We start from the raw sequence: 17,670 nt of genomic DNA, 5'->3' as shown, positions 1-17,670 counted from the left end.
GGCGACACCGTGGTGGTCAACGTCAAGGTGAAGGAAGGCAACCGCGAGCGCGTGCAGGCCTTCGAGGGCATCGTCATCGCCAAGCGCAGCCGCGGCCTGCATTCGGCCTTCACCGTGCGCAAGATCTCGCACGGCACCGGCGTGGAGCGCGTGTTCCAGGCGCACAGCCCGGCGATCGATTCGGTGCAGGTCAAGCGCAAGGGCAAGGTGCGCGGCGCCAAGCTGTACTTCCTGCGTGGCCTCGAAGGCAAGGCCGCCCGCATCAAGGAAGACATCGCTGCCGTGTCGGCCGCCAAGGCTGCCGCCAAGGCCGCTGCTTCCGAGTAAGCTCGGGAAAAGCTGTCACGAAAGGCCCCGCGGAGCGATCCGCGGGGCCTTTTGCGTTCCATGAAGCCCATCGCCCGTGCGCGCGGTTGTCGATGGACCACTGCAGCGCGACCGCCATGCGCATGAAGGACGGTGTTGCTCCTCGGTTGCAGCGATCGAGCCCGAGCGCGCCCCTGCACGGCGCCAGGGCGGAAGGCTACATCAACCGTTGCGGCTCCTGCAGGAAGTTGCCCTGCACGAAGTCGACGCCGCAGGCGAACAGCAGCGAGGTGCTGGTCGCATCCTCGACCCACTCGGCCACGGTCAGGCGCTTCATCTCGTGGGCCTGCGCGCAGATCTCGCCGATCTTCTTCTGGTTCTCGGGGTGCTGCGGCAGCTGGTTCATGTAGGTGCGGTCGATCTTCAGGTAATCCGCGTCGATGTGGGCCAGCAGCTGGAACGAGTTCAGCCCCGAACCGAACTGTTCCAGGGCGAAGCGGCCACCCATCTTCTTCCAGCGGTTGATGAACTCCTGCGCCGGGCGCAGCAGCGTCACCACCTTGCTCTCGGTCATTTCAAGCACCAGCTGGCCCTGGCGTAGTGCAGCGCGTTTGAGCCGCTCCTCCAGCCATGGCAGGAAGGCGGCGTCCTGCATCGATTCGGCGGTGAGCTTGACGAAGAAGGTGGTGTGGATGCCCTGGCCGTCGCGCGTCTTGAGCATCTCGATGGCACGGTTGATCACCCAGCGATCGATCGCCGGGGTGAGCTGGTGCTTCTCGGCGATCGGCATGAAGAAGCCGGGCAATACCTCGCCCTGCGGACCGTTCATGCGCAGCAACACCTCGGAATACTCGCCTTCGGCGTCCTGCAGGCTGATCGTGTGCTGGTGGTAGAGGACGAAGCCGTCCTGGGTCAGCGCCTGCTTGAGCAGCCCCAACCAATAGCGCTCGCGCTCCTCCTCGGCCTTCTCGCGCGCGGCCGGATCGTGCAGCTCCATGCGCCCACCGCCCTGGCTCTGCGCATTGCGCAGGGCCTGGCTGGCCTGGTTTAACAGCAGCTCGGCGTTGGCGTTCTTCTCGCTCAGCAGGCTGCCGCCGATACTGGCAGTCACGGTGATGGAACGGGTGCCGGCATCGAAGATGTCCCTGGCGACGGCCTGCAGCAGCGCGTCTATCCACTGCTTGATCGCCTCGTCGCTGCGCGAGTCGAGCATCACGCCGATGGTGTGCTCGGACAGCAGGCCGGCGGTATCGGTCTCGCCGAGCAGGGCGCTGACGCGGCCGGCGAAGGCGGCCAGGAGTTCGTCCGCCTGGCCCAGCCCGATGCCGGCCACGATCGTCTGCCAGTTGTCCGGCTCGATCAGCAGCAGCGTCTGGCCCTTCTTGCGCTTGGCGGCGGCGGCGACCGCTTCGTCGATGGTCTCGAGGGTCCGGGCACGGTTGAACAGGCCGGTGACCGGATCGCGCTGCAATTGCTCGATGAGCGCCGGATCGACCTGCTGGCGCCGGAACACGATCTGCAGGCACGGCTCGCTCTCGAAGGTCGCGCTGGCGAACTCCACCGTCGCCTTGAACGTGCTGCCATCGGCGCGGCGCGCCTGCAGTTCCACCTGGTTGGCGGCCTTTTCCTTGCGCGAGTGGGCGCGCAGCAGGTTCTTGAACGTCTCCGCGTCGGCGGTGCCGATCATGTCCAGCACCGGCAGGCCCAGCAGGTCGTCGAAATCGTCGTAGCCGAAGGTTTCCAGGTAGGCGCGGTTGGCGCGCACGTGCATGCCCTCGTGGACGTAGGCGATGGCGTCGGTCGAGGAGTCCAGCAGGGCGTCGCAACGGCGCTCCGACTCGCGCAGCGCCGCCTCCAGCAGGCGTACCTGGCGGCGCGTATGCAGCGCATCGAACTCCCGCTGCAGCACCACGATCAACTGCTTGGGCTGGGTGCGCAGCGCGGTGCCGCGCACGCCGCCAGCGAACATTTCGGCCACGCTCTGGGTGTCGAGCTGGTTGACCAGTGCCACCAGCGCCACGTCGCGCCCATGCGCGTCCAGCAGATGGGCGACCTCGCGCAGCTCCATGCCGGCGGCCGGGTCGAACAGGACGATGTCCGGTTCGAGTTCGTCCAGCGCTGCCTGCACCTGGTCGGTCTGGGTCGCCCGTGCGGGTCGCACTGCGATGCCCGCATTGCGCAACAGACTGATGATCTGTTCGGCGTCCTCGACGGATTTCTCCACGAAGAGGATCTTGATGACGGAATCTCTTTTCATTGAGCCCTGGCGGCTGCCCCTGTCGGAGGGGTCGCTGGCGCCCCTCGCCGCGACCGGAAGGCGGGCGGCATCTGGCCGTCCATCCTTCGCCAGAGGTTTGTAACGGATTCCCCGAACGAGCGCCAGCGGCGAGCCTCATAAAGGCAACAGCCGCCTCATCCGGAAGCCCCCGGCGGCTGCCCTGGGGCGAAAGGCGGCCCTCCGCGTGCGGGCGGGTAGCTCAGGCGCGCGCCCTGTTACAGCGGACGCTTGGATGCATCCCCGGCAACCTCTCGCACCAGCCGGGGCACCAGGTAGCCGGGCAGGCGCCGGCGCATGCCCTCGACCAGTGCCAGGGCGCACGCGTCGTCCACTTCGAAATGGGCGGCGCCCTGCACGCGGTCGAGTTGGTGCAGGTAGTAGGGCAGTACGCCGGCGGCGAACAGCCGCTCGGACAGCGCTGCCAGGGTCCCGGCTTCGTCGTTGATCCCGCGCAGCAGCACCGACTGGTTGAGCAGGGTCGCCCCGGCCCGACGCAGTGCGGCGCAGGCGGCGTCGACGGCCGGGTCGAATTCGTTGGCATGGTTGGCGTGCAGCACGACGACCTTCTGCAGCGGCAGGGCCTCCAGCCAGGCCAGGAAGGGTGCGTCGATGCGCTCGGGGAGCACCACCGGCAGGCGGGTGTGGATGCGCAGGCGGGTCACCCGCGGCAGGTCGGCCAGGCCGCGACCGAGCTCCTCCAGCTTGGACGTGGCCAGCGCCAGCGGGTCGCCCCCGGAGAGGATCAGTTCGCTGATCGTGGGGTCCGCGCGCACATGGGCCAGTGCGTCCTTCCACTGACCTGCCGCGGCGATCTCCTCGCCGTAGGGAAAGTGACGGCGGAAGCAGTAGCGGCAGTTGATCGCACAGCTGCCGCTGGCGATCAGCAGGGCGCGACCTTGGTACTTGTGCAGCACGCCCTGCGCCTCGCGTGCGGCCAGGTCGCCCACCGCGTCGGCGACGAAGCCTGGCACCTGCTCCTGTTCGGCCAGTTGCGGCAACACCTGCAGCAGCAGCGGATCGCGCGGGTCGCCTGGGCGTATGCGTGCCACGAAGCCGCGTGGCACGCGCAGCGCGAAGCCGGCGTTGCCGGGGGGCAGGTGCTCGGCCAGATGCGCCAGCCCCACGGCGGCGAGCAGCTCGCCGGCATCGGTGAACGCCTCCCGCCACAGCTCGCGCCAGTCGGGCGTGGTCGGCGATAGGCGGGCGGTCGGGCTTGCGGTTATCATGGTGGGCCTTGAAGCGGGCCTTGCGCCCGTGCAAACCCCTATTTTAGCCGCCGGAAGGGCGGTGTTTACCTCTGGAGCAGAAGCGCATGGCGACCGCCGGTCTCAACGACGTCAAGAAGGGGATGAAGATCCTTCACAACAACGACCCGTGGGTCATCACCGACGCCGACTTCATCAAGCCCGGCAAGGGCCAGGCCTTCACCCGCATCTTCATCCGCAACCTCAAGACCGGCCGCACCACCGAGCAGACGATGAAGTCCAGCGATTCCTTCGAAGTCGCCGACGTCACCGATACCGACATGCAGTACCTGTACTCCGACGGCGAGTTCTGGCACTTCATGCAGCAGGAAACCTTCGAGCAGCACCAGGCCAGCAAGGCCGGCGTGGGCGATGCGGCCAAGTGGCTGAAGGGCGAGGAAGAGTGCGTGGTGACGCTCTTCAACGGCGAGATCATCACCGTGCAGCCGCCGAATTTCGTCGAGCTGAAGATCACCGAGACCGATCCGGGTGTCCGCGGCGACACCTCCGGCGGCGGCGGCAAGCCGGCCACGCTGGAAACCGGCGCCGTGGTGCGCGTGCCGCTGTTCGTGGGCACCGACGAGGTGATCAAGGTCGATACCCGCACAGGCGAGTACGTCAGCCGCGTCGGCAAGTAAGCGACGGCTGCAGCAAACGACGGCACGGCAGCGCAGGCGCCGTGCCGTTTTCGTTCCAACGCACACGAGACCGCCATGACCCCAGCCACCACCGAGATCGACCTCCTCATCGAAGCCCGCTGGGTCGTTCCCGTGGAACCCCACGCCGTGGTGCTGGACAACCATGCGGTGGCGATCGACCGTGGCGAGATCAGGGCGATCCTGCCAATCGCCCAGGCGCGAGGGGCCTATGCGCCGCGCGAGCGGGTCGAACTGGCCGAGCACGCGCTGATCCCGGGCCTGGTCAACAGCCACACGCACAACCCGATGACATTGTTGCGCGGACTCGCCGACGACCTGCCGCTGATGGCCTGGCTGCAGCAGCACATCTGGCCGGCCGAGGCCAAGGTGATCGGTCCGGAGTTCGTCCGCGACGGTGTCGAGCTGGCCGTGGCTGAGATGCTGCGCGGTGGCACCACCTGCGCCAACGAGAACTACTTCTTCCCCGACGTGATCGGCGCCACCTACCGGCAGCTGGGCTTCCGCGCCGTGGTCGGCCTGCCGGTGATCGAGTTCCCGACCGCCTGGGCCAGGAGCCAGGACGAGTATTTCGAGCGCGCCGGCGAGGTGCACGACAGCTTCCGCGGTGACGGGCTGGTCGGCACCGCGTTCGCCCCGCATGCGCCCTACACGGTTTCCGACGAAAGCTTCGAGCGCATCCGCGTGCTGGCCGACCAGCTGGACATCCCGGTCCATCTGCACCTGCACGAAACGGCGCACGAGGTCGAGGAGGAAAAGAAGAAGTCCGGCCTGCGCCCGTTCCAGCGCCTGCAGAAGCTGGGCCTGGTCAACGACCGGCTGATCGCGGTGCATATGACCCAGGTGACCGACGGCGAGATCGCCGCCTGCGCGGAGGCGGGCGTGTCGGTGGTGCATTGCCCCGAATCGAACCTCAAGCTCGCCTCCGGCTTCTGCCCGGCCGAAAAATTCCGCCGCGCCGGGGTCAACCTTGCCATCGGTACCGACGGCTGCGCCTCCAACAACGACCTGGACATGCTGGGCGAGCTGCGCACTGCGGCGATCCTGGCCAAGGCCGTCGCCGCCGACGCTGCCGCATTCGACGCCGCCTCGGCGTTGCGCTCGGCCACCCTCAACGGTGCGAAGGCCATCGGTCTGGAGGGCAGGATCGGCTCGATCGAGGTGGGCAAGCAGGCCGACCTCGCCGCCGTGCGGCTGAGCGATATCGAAACGCAGCCGCTGTTCCACGTCGCCTCGCAGCTGGCCTACGCGGCCGGGCGCCACCAGGTCACCGACGTGTGGATCGCTGGTCGGCGCAAGCTGGCCGCGCGTGAGCTGGTGGACCTGGATGCCGCGGCGATCCTGGCCAAGGCGCATGCCTGGCGCGAGCGCATCGCCGCTTTCTCCTGAGGAACCCGCATGAACCTCTACCTCGTCATGGTCATGCGCCGCCCGCAGTTCGACCCTGCGGTGGTGCCGGCCCACCAGGGTTTCCTGGACGAACTGCGCGCGGAGGGCCGCCTCGAGCGATCGGGCCCGTTCGGCGACAAGTCCGGCGGGGCCTACCTGCTGCACGCGGCTGACCTGGCCGAGGCGCAGGCGATCGCCTACCGCGACCCGACGCACGTCAGCGGCGGTTGGGATGTGACGGTGTACGAATGGCAGGCGCGCTAGCGTCCCGCCCCCGCAAGCAGGGCCTGCAAGGGCCTGCGCACGCAAGGACTGTCCCGATGACCGACACGACCGCCAATGTCAGCCCCGACGAGATCGCCCGCTTCGACAAGCTCGCCGCCCGCTGGTGGGATCCGGACGGCGAATCGCGGCCGCTGCATGACCTCAACCCCGTGCGTGCCGCCTACGTGGCCACGCGCGTGGATCTTCGCAACGCCAGGGTAGCCGACGTCGGCTGCGGCGGCGGCCTGCTCAGCGAGGCGCTGGCGCGCGATGGCGCCCGGGTCACCGGCATCGACCTCGGCGAAAAGGTCATCGAGGTGGCCAAACTGCACCTGTACGAGTCAGGGCTGGAGGTCGACTACCGCGTGCAGTCTTCCGCCGCGCTCGCGGCCAGTGAACCGGCGGTTTTCGACGCCGTCTGCTGCATGGAACTGATCGAGCACGTGCCGGACCCCCTGGCGCTGGTGAACGATCTGGCCGCGCTGCTCAAGCCGGGCGCGCGCCTGTTCATGTCCACCCTCAACCGCACGCCGGCCGCGTTCGGCGCGGCGATCCTCGGCGCCGAATACGTGATGCGGCTGTTGCCGCGCGGTACCCACCACTACGCGCAGTTCCTCAAGCCCTCCGAACTCGGCCGCCTGGTGCGTCAGGCCGGCTTGGAGCTGGAGGACGTCTCCGGCCTGGCTTACAACCCGATCACGCGCAAGGCGTCGTTGAGCCGCTTTACCGCGGTCAACTACCTGCTGTGCGCGCGCAAGCCGGCATGAAGCCGTTCCCGCCCCGCCTCGACGGCGTCCTGTTCGACCTCGACGGTACCCTGCTCGACAGTGCCCCGGATCTCTATACGGCGCTCAAGCGCCAGTGCGAGGAGGAGGGGGCGCCGGCGCCGCCCTACGCGCCGGTGCGCGAGGTGGTTTCGCGCGGCGCGCGGGCGGTGCTGCGCTGCGCCTTCGGCCATCTGGGGGAGCCCGCCGTGGAAGCGCGCGTGGAGCGCTACCTGGCCCTGTACGGGGAAGTGATGGGCCAGGCCACGGCCCCTTTCGAGGGCATCGAGCCCCTGCTGGCCCAACTCGAGGCCGCCGGCGTGCGCTGGGGCATCGTCACCAACAAGGCCGGGTTCCTCACCGACGAACTGCTGCGGCGGATCGGCTGGGACGCCCGCGCCGCGGCGGTGGTCAGCGGCGATACCCTGCCGGTGAAAAAGCCCGATCCGGCGCCGGTGCACCTTGCCTGCGAACGCGCGCGGATCGACCCGGCGTACAGCCTGTTCGTCGGTGACGACCGCCGTGACGTCATGGCGGGGGCCGCGGCCGGCTTGTACACGGTTGCCGTGGGCTGGGGCTATCTCGATGGCGGCGACCCGCGGGATTGGAGCGCCGACGCCGTGCTCGACACGCCGGCCCAGTTCGCCCAATGGCTGCGCCTCGGCCAGGTGCCCGCCTGATGGACGCCGGCCACGACGCCCTGCAGAGCTACGTGGACAAGTGGCTTGCCGCGCAGCCGGCCCAGCGCGTGGGCCTGGCCTTCGTGGATCCCGCGCGTCACGGCGGACACATCGCGCTGGCCGCGCTGGAGCAGGAGCTGCTGGCCGCGGCCTACGGCATCCGTGAGCCGCACGTGGCCGCCACCAAGCTCAACTGGTGGGCGGAGGAGCTGGCCGCAGCGGCGCAGACCGGCGGTCGCCATCCCCTGACCCAGGTGCTGTTCGCCGACGAACGCGCCACCCGTATCGACAACGAGCGCTGGCTGGCGCCAGTGCTGGCGGCGATGGCCCAGCTGGAAGAGGGCACTGCGGCCGACTTCGGCGCACAACTGGTGGCCGCCTCGCAGTTGCACGGTGCGCTGGCTGCGCTGGAAACCGCCTGGTGGTTCGGCGGGAGCGCGCCGATCGACCGCGCCGCACGGGTCGCGACGCTCGCGCACCTGCTGCATGCGCTGCGTCGGCTGGATGACGATGCCGAGCGCGACCGTCTGCCGCTGCCGATGACCGCGCTCGCCCGCCACGGGCTGAGCCGCGACCAGCTGCGCCATGCCGGTGCCGCGCGCAATGCTGCCGTGCGCGACCAGCTGGACCGGATCACCACCGCCTGGCGCGACGCGGCAGGGATGGCCGGTCCGCTCAGCGTCTTTCGTGCCATCGAAGCGCGCGAGGGCGAGCGCCTGGCGCAGCGCGCGGCCGCTGCCGCCGAGCCGCTGCAGGCCCTGCAACGGGCGCGCCCGTCCGGTGGCCTGGCCACGACCCTGGCCGCCTGGCAGGCCGCGCGACGCTGGCGCCGCGGAGGCATCGGCTGACCCAACCGTGGCCGGGCGGCGCCAGACCCGCGACACAGTGTTTCCGCAGCCTGCCTGTTGCCCCGGCGCGCGCTGCCCCAAAATAGAACACCGCACGGCGCGACCGCCTGCCGCGAGGACATCCCGATGCACAGCCACGAAAACACCGCCCGCCTGATGCCCGACGTTGCCGGACAGGCGCAGCCGCATCTGGCCGGCGCGCTGGACTGGGTCGGCATGGACGGCATCGAGGTCCCGGTGCGTTTCGATGCCGGCGACGGCAGCCCCGAGCGCGCCAGCGCGCAGGTCGGTGCGTTCGTGAATCTGACGCGACCGGACAAGCGTGGCATCCACATGTCGCGCCTCTACCTGCTGGTCGACAGGCATCTCTCCGCCCAGCCGCTCGACGCGGCGATGATCGAGGCGCTGCTGCGGGCCTTCCTCGAGTCGCACAAGGACCTGGCCGATCGCGCCCGCATCAGCATCCGCTTCGACCACCTGCTGCGCCGTCCCGCCTTGCGCAGCGGCAACAGCGGCTGGCGCGCCTACCCGGTGTCGATCGAGGCGAGCCTGGGCGCAGACGGCTTCCGGCTCGAGTTGGGCACCGAGGTCGTCTATTCCTCGACATGCCCGGCGTCGGCGGCGCTGTCGCGGCAGCTGATCCAGGAACAGTTCGCGCGTGACTTCGATGCCGGCAAGCCGGTCGACCATGCCGCCGTGATGGCCTGGCTGGGCAGCGAGCAGGGCATCGTCGCCACGCCGCACGCGCAGCGCAGCGTGGCGCGGCTGCTGGTGCGGCTGGCCGATGGCGTCGGTTTCAACCTGGTCTCGACACTCGACCGAGTGGAGCAGGCACTCGGCACGCCCGTGCAGACGGCGGTCAAGCGAGAGGACGAGCAGGCCTTCGCGCTGGCCAACGGCGGCAACCTGATGTTCTGCGAGGATGCCGCGCGGCGCATCCAGAAGGCGCTTGACGCCGATCCGCGCATCGCGGACTTCCACGTCCGCCTGGAACACCAGGAAAGCCTGCACCCCCACGATGCGGTGGCCTACGCCAGCAAGGGCGTGCCCGGCGGCTACGGTTCCGCCGCCTGAGCATCCGTCCAGGGAACCGGGCCCCTCGCTCGTCCATGCCGGGGAGCGGGAGCCACCAGGCTCAGCGATCGAACGACAAGCGCTCGCCGCGCACGGCATCGTCCACGCGGCGGCCATCCCATACGCGCTGCCCGTTGACGAACGTGGCGGCGATCGAGCTGGAGAAGGTGGTGCCCTCGAACGGCGACCAGCCGCATTTGGAGAGCACGTCCTCACGCCGCACCGTGTGCGGCTTGCGCGGGTCGACCAGCACCAGGTCGGCCGCATAGCCCTCGCGCAGGTAGCCGCGATCCCTGACGTCGAACAGCGTGGCTGGCGCATGCGTGACCGCCTCGACCACCCGTTCCAGCGTGAGTTTGCCCTCGAACACGCGCTCCAGCGCCGCCTGCAGCGCGAACTGCACCAGCGGCAGGCCGGACGGCGCCTTGTCGTAGAGGTTTTCCTTCTCCGCCAGCAGGTGCGGGGCGTGATCGGTGGCCAGTACGTCCAGGCGGCCCTCGGCAAGGGCGCGGGTGATCGCCTCGCGATCGGCAGCGGTCTTGATCGCCGGGTTGCACTTGATCAGGAAGCCCAGCCGCTCGTAATCGGCCGCGTCGAAGTGCAGGAAATGGACGCAGGTCTCGGCGGTGATCTTTTTCCCCTTCAGCGGGCCGGGTTCGAAGAGCGCCAGCTCGTCCGCGGTGGAAATGTGCAGCACGTGCAGGCGGGTGCCGTGCTTCCTCGCCAGCGAAATCGCCAGCCGGGTCGACTTGATGCAGGCCTCGCGCGAGCGGATCAGCGGATGCTCGCGCGCCGGGATCGCCTCGCCGTATTTCTGGTGCGCGAGGGCCAGGTTGGCGTCGATCATCGGCGTGTCTTCGCAGTGCGTGATGATCGGCGTGGGGCAGTCGCGGAAGATCCCGTCCAGCGTTTCAGGGTCGTCCACCAGCATGTTGCCGGTGGAGGCACCCATGAACACCTTCACCCCCGGCGCGGCCTTGGGGTCGAGGGCGCGGATCGCCTCCAGGTTGTCGTTGCTCGCGCCCATGTAATACGCGTAGTTGACCGCGGAGGTTTCCGCGGCGCGCGCGTACTTGGCTTCCAGCGTGTCGCGGTCCAGCGCCGGTGGCTTGGTGTTGGGCATCTCCATGAAGCTGGTGATGCCGCCGGCGGCGCAGGCACGCGACTCGTGCCAGGTGTCCGCCTTGTGGGTGAGGCCCGGCTCGCGGAAATGCACCTGGTCGTCGATCATGCCGGGTAGCAGCCACAGACCGGCCGCGTCGATCACCTGTTCGCCCGGCCGCGCGTCCAGGTCGCCGGCGATGCCCTCGATGCGCCCGCCCTTGATGCGCAGGTCGGCGTGGAAGCGGCGGCCTTCGTTGACCAGTTCGGCGTTCTTGATCAGCCAGTCAGTGGACATCAGGGTTCTCCGTGGGGCGGCAACGGTTGAAGTGGAAATGTTCCGGCACCGGGTCTTCACCGCCGGTACACAGGGGTTGGCAGCGCAGGATGCGCCACAGCGCCAGCGCGCTGCCACGCAACGGACCGAAGCGTACGATGGCAATCCGTGCATAATCGGAACAGCTGGGGTGGAAGCGGCAACGCTGCCCCAGCAGGGGGCTCAGCAAGCGTTTGTAGGCGCCGAGCAGGAGGAGCAGGAATCGGGTCACTTCGTTCACGCAGCCCAAACGGCTCGCGGCATGTAGTGCCCTCCAGTATTCCAGATGCCTGTTGATGGTGTAAGACGCATGGGCTATAACACCCGGCCGCCACGGCCAAAACGGTGAAGGGATATGGCGAAAACGACGCGTAGTTCGACCGCCGCCAAGGCGCAGAAAGGGAAGGCTGCGGGCAAGGCGAAAGAAGCCAAGACCGGCAGCAAGCCCAGGGTCGCCGCTGCCAGCGCCCGGGCCGGCAAGAGCGCCGCCGCGAAGAAGGCCACGCCCGCCCGCAAGCCGGTCGCCAAGCAGGCCTCGGCGAAGAAGCCCGTTGCGCGCAAGCCAGTCACCGGCAAGGCGGCTGCTAAGACGGTGGCCAGGCCGGCCAGCAAGTCCGTGGCAAAGAAGACCCCGGCCAAAAAGGCACCCTCCAAAAAGGCGGCTGCCAGCAAGAGCGCCGCACGCAAGCCGGTGCCGGCAGTGAAGAAGGCCGCGCCCGCCAAGGCCAGGCCGCAGCCGAAGCCCGCGGCCAGGAAGGCCGCCAAGCCGCAACCGAAGGCAGCACCGAAGAAGGCGGCGAAGCCGGCACCCAAGGCTGCCGCGAAAAAGGCGGCTCCGAGCAAGCCGGCGGTGAAGCCTGCCGCGAAGGCGTCCCGGCCCGCACCCCAGCCGTACAAGGTCGTCAGCAAGCCCTCGCCGGCGCGGCCCGCGGCACCGCCGGTCGCGGTCAAGCAAACATCTCCATCACCCGCCGTTGCGCCCATGAAGGGCAAAGTGGCGAGTGCCGTCGCCATGGTGTCCCCGCGCGTGGCCACAGCCACCGCCCGCCATACCCCACCCAAAAAGCAGAAGACCCCGCAGTCCTCAATGAATAATTCCGCTACAACTCTCGACAATGGCGTGACCCGCGAGGATGGCCGTTACGCCCTGCCTTCCACCAGCAACATCGACCTGCCGCCGGGTTACCGTCCCTCGAACGACGAGGAGTACATGAACCCCCGGCACCTCGCCTACTTCCGCAACAAGCTGCGGGACTGGCGCGATCAGCTGGTGGAGGAGTCCCGTCAGACGATGGAGAACCTGCGTGACGAGGTTCGCGACGTCGGCGACGAGGCCGAGCGTGCCACGCGCGAGACCGAAAACTCGCTCGAGCTTCGCACCCGCGACCGTTATCGCAAGCTGATCTCCAAGATCGACAAGGCGCTGCGCCGGATCGAGGAAGGCCGCTACGGCTACTGCGAGGAGACCGACGAGGAAATCGGCCTGGAGCGCCTGGACGCCCGCCCGATCGCCACGCTGTCGCTCGATGCGCAGGAGCGTCGCGAGCATCTGCAGAAGCAGATGGGCGACTGACGGTCTCGGTCCTTGACTGCAGAGCGAGGCCCCGCGACATGCGGGGCCTTGTTTTTTGGGCCGACGGAATTCATGCAAGGCCGCACCGTCGCGACCGCCGGGGCTCCCGGTTCACGCAGGGCTGCGTCCCTGCAGGAGACCAGCCTCAGGCCAGTGCTTGCGCCGCGTAGCCCTTGAGCCTGGCCAGCATCGCGGCCAGGCCGTTGGAGCGCGTCGGAGAAAGGTGTTTGGCCAGGCCGATCGACTGCACGAACTGCGGCTCGGTGGCGAGGATCTCGGCCGCCGACCGGTCCGAGTACACGCGCAGCACCAGTGCGATCAGCCCGGAAACGATCGCCGAATCGCTGGTTGCGGCGAAGTGCATCTTCGTCGCGTCGCCGCTGGGCACCAGCCACACCATCGACTGGCAGCCGTGCACGCGGTGCTCCTCGGTCCTGCATTCGTCGGGGAAAGGCGGCAACTGCTTGCCGAGGTCGATCAGGTACTGGTAGCGCTCGGACCAGTCACCGAAGAAAGCGAACTCCTCGGCAATGTCCTGCTGCACCTGTGCGGCGCTGGGTGTGGTCGTGTTCATGGCGACATTATCGCGCGACCGGCCGGTGGTGGGCTGAAGCCCACCCTACGCAGGTCCGTTCTTCTGGACGCTCCAGCGCGTGCCCTGGGCGCCGTCCTCGATCGCCACGCCCATGGCCGAGAGTTCGTCGCGAATCGCGTCGGCCCGGGTGAAATCGCGGGCGGCGCGGGCGGCGCGGCGCTCTTCCAGCAAGGCTTCGATGCGCGCTTCGTCGATGCCGTCGTCGCCCCGCCGGAACCATGCCTCCGGATCCTGCTGCAGCAGGCCAAGCAGTGCGCCGCCACCAAGCAGGGCAGCCTTGGTCCCGGCGTTGCCGCCCTGGCGCGCGGCGTCGGCAAGCAGCGCCAATTCGGCGAGCGCCTGCGGCGTGTTGAGGTCATCGCAAAGTGCCGCCTCCACCCCCGCGGGGACTGGCAGGTCTCCCTCGACGGGCACCTGCGCAAGATCGCGCAGCACGCGGTACCAGCCATCCAGCGTGCTCACCGCCTGTGCCAGCGCCGCGTCCGACCAGTCCAGTGGCTGCCGGTAATGGCCGCGCAGCAGCAGCAGGCGCAGGGCTTCGGGCGGATGGTGCTTGAGCAGTTCGTGCACCAGCAGCACGTTGCCGAGCGACTTGGACATCTTGCGCCCGTCGAAGGTGAGCATGCCGTTGTGCAGCCACCAGCGCGCGAACACGTCGCCGCCGTGCGCGCAGGTGGACTGGGCGATCTCGTTTTCGTGGTGCGGGAAGGTGAGGTCCACCCCGCCGGCATGGATGTCGATGGTCCGGCCAAGGTGCGCCGCGCTCATCGCCGAGCACTCGATGTGCCAGCCCGGGCGGCCGCGGCCCCAGGGGCTGTCCCAGCCTGGCAGTTCCGGCGTGGAAGGCTTCCACAGCACGAAATCGGTCGGGTTCTTCTTGTACGGCGCCACTTCCACGCGCGCGCCGGCGATCAGTTCGTCGGTATCGCGTCCGGACAGCTGGCCGTAGGCCGGATAGGTGCCCACGTCGAACAGCACGTGCCCCTCGGCCGCATAGGCGTGGCCGCCGGCGATCAGCGCTTCGATCATGGCGATGATCTCGCCGATGTGCGCCGTCGCATGGGGCTCGAGGTCCGGCGGGGCGATGCCCAGCGCGGCCATGTCCTCGCGGTAGGCAGCCGTGAAGCGGTCGGTGATCGTGCCGATGGGCGTGCCCTGGGCCTGTGCCGCGGCGTTGATCTTGTCGTCCACGTCGGTGATGTTGCGGGCATAGACCACGCGCGGGTAATGCCGCCGCAACAGCCGCACCAGCACGTCGAACACCACCGGACCGCGCGCGTTGCCGATATGCACGTAGTTGTAGACCGTGGGCCCGCACAGGTACATCGTCACTCGCTCGGGATCGAGCGGCGCGAAGGGTTCGGTGCGGCGGGTGAGGCTGTTGTAGAGCGTGATCGGCATGGGGCGTGTCGGTGGCGCGGCCAAGCCGCGCATCTTAGCAGGCCGAGCTCGTGTCCCCTCTGCGCCGGGCAGAGCTGGGCGGGGCGTGCGCAGGATTCCGATGATCCGGCCGGGAGCCGACGGCAGCTGAACGCCCCGCGCACCGCCAGTCATCCCCCGGGCGCTCTAAGCGTTGATTCAGCGTGAATTTGCTGCAATGACAATCGCGCAGAAGCGCTTTCGGACCATGCTGGAGGGTCCCATGAACAAGATGTTGCTACCTGTCCTTGCGCTCGTCCTCGCCACCGGCGCCTTGCACGCGCAGGACGGGCGTTATGCCGAGGGCGACGATGCCAACACCCACTATGGCTGGGCCGACGTGCTGCGGGTCGATCCGGTCTATGGCGTCGCCCGTACCGAAGTGCCACGCCAGGAGTGTTACGACGAGCCCGTGGTCCGTCGCGAAGGCGGCAACACGACCGGGGGCACCGTGCTTGGCGCCGTGATCGGTGGCGTGCTCGGCAACACCATCGGCAAGGGCGACGGCCGCAAGGCGGCCACGGTCGCCGGCGCAGTAGCCGGCGGCGCGGTCGGCCACGGCGTGGCCCGCCGTGGCGAGCGTGAGTACGACGACACCGTCACCCGCTGCCGGGAGGTCAGTTCGGTGAGCGAACAGCGTCGCCTGATGGGCTATGACGTCGAGTACCGTTACCACGGCGACGTCTATGTCTCGCGTCTGAACTACGATCCGGGCGAGCGGCTGAGGGTGCGCGTGAGCGTCGCTCCGGCCGAGTAAATGGCCTGCCGTCCGAAACCGCCGCCTCCGGGCGGCGGTTTTCCGTTTGGACGTCCGCACCCGAATGGACGTCCGAAATAGTTGTTGCGCCGCCACACGAATGCCGGCATGATGCCGGTTCCCTGCCCGGAAACCCCATGTCCGCAGCCGTCTACACCGCCACCGTCCTCACCAGCGCCCGCATGGCCGCTGGCATGACCTCGCGTGCGCGCCGACCGCTGGTCCGACATTCGGCCGGGTAGGCTGTCGCTGCACGCGCACAAGGCGCAACGACGAACGAACCCGGCCACCGCGCCGGGTTTTTGTTGCATGGAACTCGCCGCGGTCACCCCAAGACCTACTTCACGCGAGCCCCTCCATGGCCCTTCGACATTTCCTCACCACCCAAGACTATAGCCGCGCCGAGATCGACGCCCTGCTGGAGCAGGCCGCCGCGTTCAAGCGCTCGCCGCGCGGGCAGCAGCTGGCCGGCAAGTCCATCGCGCTGCTGTTCTTCAACCCCTCCATGCGCACGCGCACCAGCTTCGAGCTGGGCGCGTTCCACCTCGGCGGGCACGCGGTCGTGCTGTCGCCCGGCAAGGACGCCTGGCCGATCGAATTCGAGGTCGGCGCCGTGATGGACGGCGAGGCCGAGGAGCACATCGCCGAAGTGGCGCGCGTACTCAGTCGCTACGTCGACCTGATCGCCGTGCGCGCCTTTCCCAAGTTCCAGGACTGGTCGGTCGATCGCGAGGACCGCGTCATCAAGGCCTTCGCCCGTTACGCCACCGTGCCGGTGATCAAAATGGAGACGATCACCCATCCCTGCCAGGAGCTGGCGCACGCGCTGGCGCTGAAGGAGCACCTCGGTGACCTGCAGAACAGGAAATACGTACTGACCTGGACCTACCACCCCAAGCCGCTGAACACAGCGGTGGCCAACTCGGCGCTGTTGATCGCGACCAAGCTCGGCATGGACGTGACGCTGCTGTGCCCGACGCCCGAATACGTGCTGGACGAGCGCTACATGGAAGCCGGCCGGCAAAACGCGGCGCAGAACGGCGGATCGCTGAAGGTCAGCCACGACATCGAGGAGGCCTACCGCGGCGCCCATGTGGTCTACGCCAAGAGCTGGGGCGCGCTGCCGTACTTCGGCCGCTGGGAGCAGGAAAAGCCGATCCGCGAGGCACACCGGCACTTCATGGTGGACGAAGCCAAGATGGCGCTGACCGACCATGGCCTCTTCAGTCACTGCCTACCGCTGCGCCGCAACGTCAAGGCCACCGATGGCGTGATGGACGCGCCCTATTGCATCGCCATCGACGAGGCGGAAAACCGCCTGCACGTGCAGAAGGCCGTGATGGCCTCGCTGCTCGCTTCCTGACCGCCCGCCCCGACCGAGACAACCCATGAGCCAGCAAGACATCGTCCTCGCCTTTTCCGGCGGCCTCGACACCAGCTTCTGCGTGCCCTACCTCAAGGAACAGGGCTGGAACGTGCATACCGTGTTCGCCGACACCGGCGGCGTCGACGCGGAGGAGCGTGCCTTCATCGAAAACCGCGCGCAGGAGCTGGGCGTCGCCAGCCATCGCACCGTCGACGGCGGCCCGGCGATCTGGGACGGCTTCGTCAAGCCGTTCGTGTGGGCGGGCGAGGGCTACCAGGGCCAGTACCCGCTGCTGGTCTCGGACCGCTACCTGATCGTGGAGGCCGCGCTCAAGCGTTGCGCGGAGTTGGGCACGAACGCCATCGCGCACGGCTGCACCGGCATGGGCAACGACCAGGTGCGCTTCGACCTGGCGGTCAAGGCGCTGGGCGACTACCGCATCGTCGCGCCGATCCGGGAGATCCAGAAGCAGCACACGCAGACCCGTGCCTACGAGCAGAAGTACCTGGAGGAACGCGGCTTCGGCGTGCGCGCCAAGCAGCAGGCCTACACCATCAACGAGAACCTGCTGGGCGTGACCATGTCCGGGGGCGAGATCGACAGGTGGCAGGCGCCGGGCGAGGGCGCGCGCGGCTGGTGCAAGCCGCGCGCCGAATGGCCGTCCGAACCGCTGGTGGTGAAGCTCGGCTTCGAGCACGGCGAGGCGGTGAGCCTGGATGGCGAGCGCCTGCCGGGACATCAGCTGCTGGCGAAGCTCAATGCGCTGTTCGCCCGCTATGGCGTGGGCCGCGGCATGTACACCGGCGATACCACCATCGGCCTGAAGGGCCGCATCGTGTTCGAGGCGCCTGGCCTCGTCGCGCTCCTCGCCGCACACCGTGCCCTCGAGGAAGCGGTGCTTTCCAAGCAGCAAAACCGCTTCAAGCCGGAGGTGGCGCGCAAGTGGGTGGAGGTGGTCTACGAGGGCTTCTTCCACGATCCGCTGAAGACCGACCTGGAAGCCTTCCTCGCGTCCAGCCAGGCCACCGTCAATGGCGTCG

The 17,670-nt window shown here is 68.6% G+C and carries 18 protein-coding genes; 12 read left to right on the top strand and 6 right to left on the bottom strand.

The features are described from left to right. A partial coding sequence (gene rplS, locus VFH59_RS10440; protein WP_325164832.1) for a 50S ribosomal protein L19 occupies positions 1 to 327 on the top strand: 327 nt, incomplete at its 5' end. Between the two features lie 196 nt (positions 328 to 523). Here rplS and VFH59_RS10435 read toward each other — a convergent pair. Both VFH59_RS10435 and epmB read right to left on the bottom strand, forming a co-directional pair. After that, the gene (locus VFH59_RS10435; protein ID WP_325164831.1) at positions 524 to 2,563 is read right to left on the bottom strand and encodes an EAL domain-containing response regulator; all 2,040 of its coding nucleotides are present in this window, start codon (positions 2,561 to 2,563) and stop codon (positions 524 to 526) included. Between the two features lie 236 nt (positions 2,564 to 2,799). Further along, positions 2,800 to 3,810 carry an EF-P beta-lysylation protein EpmB gene (gene epmB, locus VFH59_RS10430; protein ID WP_325164830.1) on the bottom strand — a complete coding sequence of 337 codons (1,011 nt, stop codon included), beginning with the start codon at positions 3,808 to 3,810 and terminating at the stop codon, positions 2,800 to 2,802. 86 nt (positions 3,811 to 3,896) lie between these two features. Between epmB and efp the strand changes: the two genes are divergently transcribed. The 7 genes from efp (at position 3,897) to folE2 (ending at position 9,503) form a co-directional block, all read left to right on the top strand. After that, positions 3,897 to 4,466: an elongation factor P gene (gene efp / locus VFH59_RS10425; protein ID WP_325164829.1), complete on the top strand. Its 570-nt coding sequence runs from the start codon at positions 3,897 to 3,899 to the stop codon at positions 4,464 to 4,466. Between the two features lie 75 nt (positions 4,467 to 4,541). Then, entirely contained in the window at positions 4,542 to 5,873 is a 1,332-nt protein-coding gene (locus tag VFH59_RS10420) for a TRZ/ATZ family hydrolase (protein ID WP_325164828.1), read from the top strand. Positions 5,874 to 5,882: 9 nt separating this feature from the next. Next, a complete protein-coding gene (locus VFH59_RS10415; RefSeq protein ID WP_325164827.1) occupies positions 5,883 to 6,137 on the top strand; it encodes a YciI family protein in 255 nt (84 codons plus the stop codon). Between the two features lie 56 nt (positions 6,138 to 6,193). Beyond that, entirely contained in the window at positions 6,194 to 6,904 is a 711-nt protein-coding gene (ubiG, locus tag VFH59_RS10410) for a bifunctional 2-polyprenyl-6-hydroxyphenol methylase/3-demethylubiquinol 3-O-methyltransferase UbiG (RefSeq protein ID WP_325164826.1), read from the top strand. Continuing rightward, positions 6,901 to 7,581 (top strand): HAD-IA family hydrolase, encoded by a 681-nt coding sequence (locus tag VFH59_RS10405; RefSeq protein WP_325164825.1) that lies wholly within the window; start codon positions 6,901 to 6,903, stop codon positions 7,579 to 7,581. Before ubiG ends, VFH59_RS10405 begins: the two co-directional genes overlap by 4 nt. After that, complete coding sequence (locus VFH59_RS10400) at positions 7,581 to 8,429, top strand: squalene/phytoene synthase family protein (protein ID WP_325164824.1); 849 nt, start codon at positions 7,581 to 7,583, stop codon at positions 8,427 to 8,429. Before VFH59_RS10405 ends, VFH59_RS10400 begins: the two co-directional genes overlap by 1 nt. Before the next feature lie 126 nt (positions 8,430 to 8,555). Next, complete coding sequence (folE2, locus tag VFH59_RS10395) at positions 8,556 to 9,503, top strand: GTP cyclohydrolase FolE2 (protein ID WP_325164823.1); 948 nt, start codon at positions 8,556 to 8,558, stop codon at positions 9,501 to 9,503. A 61-nt stretch (positions 9,504 to 9,564) separates the two neighbouring features. On the opposite strand, the gene VFH59_RS10390 is transcribed toward folE2, so the two are convergent. Further along, a complete protein-coding gene (locus VFH59_RS10390) occupies positions 9,565 to 10,902 on the bottom strand; it encodes a dihydroorotase (protein WP_325164822.1) in 1,338 nt (445 codons plus the stop codon). Continuing rightward, positions 10,892 to 11,152, bottom strand: a complete 261-nt coding sequence (yidD, locus tag VFH59_RS10385) for a membrane protein insertion efficiency factor YidD (protein WP_414655878.1) — start codon at positions 11,150 to 11,152, stop codon at positions 10,892 to 10,894. Before yidD ends, VFH59_RS10390 begins: the two co-directional genes overlap by 11 nt. 123 nt (positions 11,153 to 11,275) lie before the next feature. On the opposite strand from yidD, the gene dksA reads away from it, so the two are divergent. Then, positions 11,276 to 12,493: an RNA polymerase-binding protein DksA gene (gene dksA, locus VFH59_RS10380; protein ID WP_325164820.1), complete on the top strand. Its 1,218-nt coding sequence runs from the start codon at positions 11,276 to 11,278 to the stop codon at positions 12,491 to 12,493. 145 nt (positions 12,494 to 12,638) lie between these two features. Here dksA and VFH59_RS10375 read toward each other — a convergent pair whose 3' ends face one another. Together VFH59_RS10375 and cysS are read right to left on the bottom strand one after the other, a co-directional pair. Further along, positions 12,639 to 13,067, bottom strand: a complete 429-nt coding sequence (locus VFH59_RS10375; RefSeq protein ID WP_325164819.1) for a SufE family protein — start codon at positions 13,065 to 13,067, stop codon at positions 12,639 to 12,641. A 45-nt stretch (positions 13,068 to 13,112) separates the two neighbouring features. Next, positions 13,113 to 14,489, bottom strand: coding sequence for a cysteine--tRNA ligase (gene cysS, locus VFH59_RS10370; RefSeq protein WP_325164818.1), 1,377 nt, complete (start codon positions 14,487 to 14,489; stop codon positions 13,113 to 13,115). A gap of 241 nt (positions 14,490 to 14,730) precedes the next feature. Between cysS and VFH59_RS10365 the strand changes: the two genes are divergently transcribed. From VFH59_RS10365 to VFH59_RS10355, 3 genes are all read left to right on the top strand, one after another. Beyond that, positions 14,731 to 15,264 carry a glycine zipper 2TM domain-containing protein gene (locus tag VFH59_RS10365; RefSeq protein WP_325164817.1) on the top strand — a complete coding sequence of 178 codons (534 nt, stop codon included), beginning with the start codon at positions 14,731 to 14,733 and terminating at the stop codon, positions 15,262 to 15,264. A 358-nt stretch (positions 15,265 to 15,622) separates the two neighbouring features. After that, a complete protein-coding gene (locus tag VFH59_RS10360; RefSeq protein WP_325164816.1) occupies positions 15,623 to 16,627 on the top strand; it encodes an N-acetylornithine carbamoyltransferase in 1,005 nt (334 codons plus the stop codon). A gap of 25 nt (positions 16,628 to 16,652) precedes the next feature. After that, positions 16,653 to 17,670, top strand: a 1,018-nt coding sequence (locus VFH59_RS10355) for an argininosuccinate synthase (protein ID WP_325164815.1), incomplete at its 3' end; no start/stop codon positions are given.

It is taken from the genome of Frateuria sp., from assembly GCF_035695185.1.
Taxonomy (GTDB): domain Bacteria; phylum Pseudomonadota; class Gammaproteobacteria; order Xanthomonadales; family Rhodanobacteraceae; genus Frateuria_A.
The sequence above is the reverse complement of the archived record's forward strand: the minus strand, read 5'-3'. Positions and strand labels throughout refer to the sequence as shown.

Bases quoted from the DNA above. Each gene is read 5' to 3' on its own strand.
- VFH59_RS10435 (WP_325164831.1), bottom strand. From the start codon at position 2,563: ATGAAAAGAGATTCCGTCATCAAGATCCTCTTCGTGGAGAAATCCGTC.
- epmB (WP_325164830.1), bottom strand. From the start codon at position 3,810: ATGATAACCGCAAGCCCGACCGCCCGCCTATCGCCGACCACGCCCGAC.
- efp (WP_325164829.1), top strand. From the start codon at position 3,897: ATGGCGACCGCCGGTCTCAACGACGTCAAGAAGGGGATGAAGATCCTT.
- VFH59_RS10420 (WP_325164828.1), top strand. From the start codon at position 4,542: ATGACCCCAGCCACCACCGAGATCGACCTCCTCATCGAAGCCCGCTGG.
- VFH59_RS10415 (WP_325164827.1), top strand. From the start codon at position 5,883: ATGAACCTCTACCTCGTCATGGTCATGCGCCGCCCGCAGTTCGACCCT.
- ubiG (WP_325164826.1), top strand. From the start codon at position 6,194: ATGACCGACACGACCGCCAATGTCAGCCCCGACGAGATCGCCCGCTTC.
- VFH59_RS10405 (WP_325164825.1), top strand. From the start codon at position 6,901: ATGAAGCCGTTCCCGCCCCGCCTCGACGGCGTCCTGTTCGACCTCGAC.
- VFH59_RS10400 (WP_325164824.1), top strand. From the start codon at position 7,581: ATGGACGCCGGCCACGACGCCCTGCAGAGCTACGTGGACAAGTGGCTT.
- folE2 (WP_325164823.1), top strand. From the start codon at position 8,556: ATGCACAGCCACGAAAACACCGCCCGCCTGATGCCCGACGTTGCCGGA.
- VFH59_RS10390 (WP_325164822.1), bottom strand. From the start codon at position 10,902: ATGTCCACTGACTGGCTGATCAAGAACGCCGAACTGGTCAACGAAGGC.
- dksA (WP_325164820.1), top strand. From the start codon at position 11,276: ATGGCGAAAACGACGCGTAGTTCGACCGCCGCCAAGGCGCAGAAAGGG.
- VFH59_RS10375 (WP_325164819.1), bottom strand. From the start codon at position 13,067: ATGAACACGACCACACCCAGCGCCGCACAGGTGCAGCAGGACATTGCC.
- cysS (WP_325164818.1), bottom strand. From the start codon at position 14,489: ATGCCGATCACGCTCTACAACAGCCTCACCCGCCGCACCGAACCCTTC.
- VFH59_RS10365 (WP_325164817.1), top strand. From the start codon at position 14,731: ATGAACAAGATGTTGCTACCTGTCCTTGCGCTCGTCCTCGCCACCGGC.
- VFH59_RS10360 (WP_325164816.1), top strand. From the start codon at position 15,623: ATGGCCCTTCGACATTTCCTCACCACCCAAGACTATAGCCGCGCCGAG.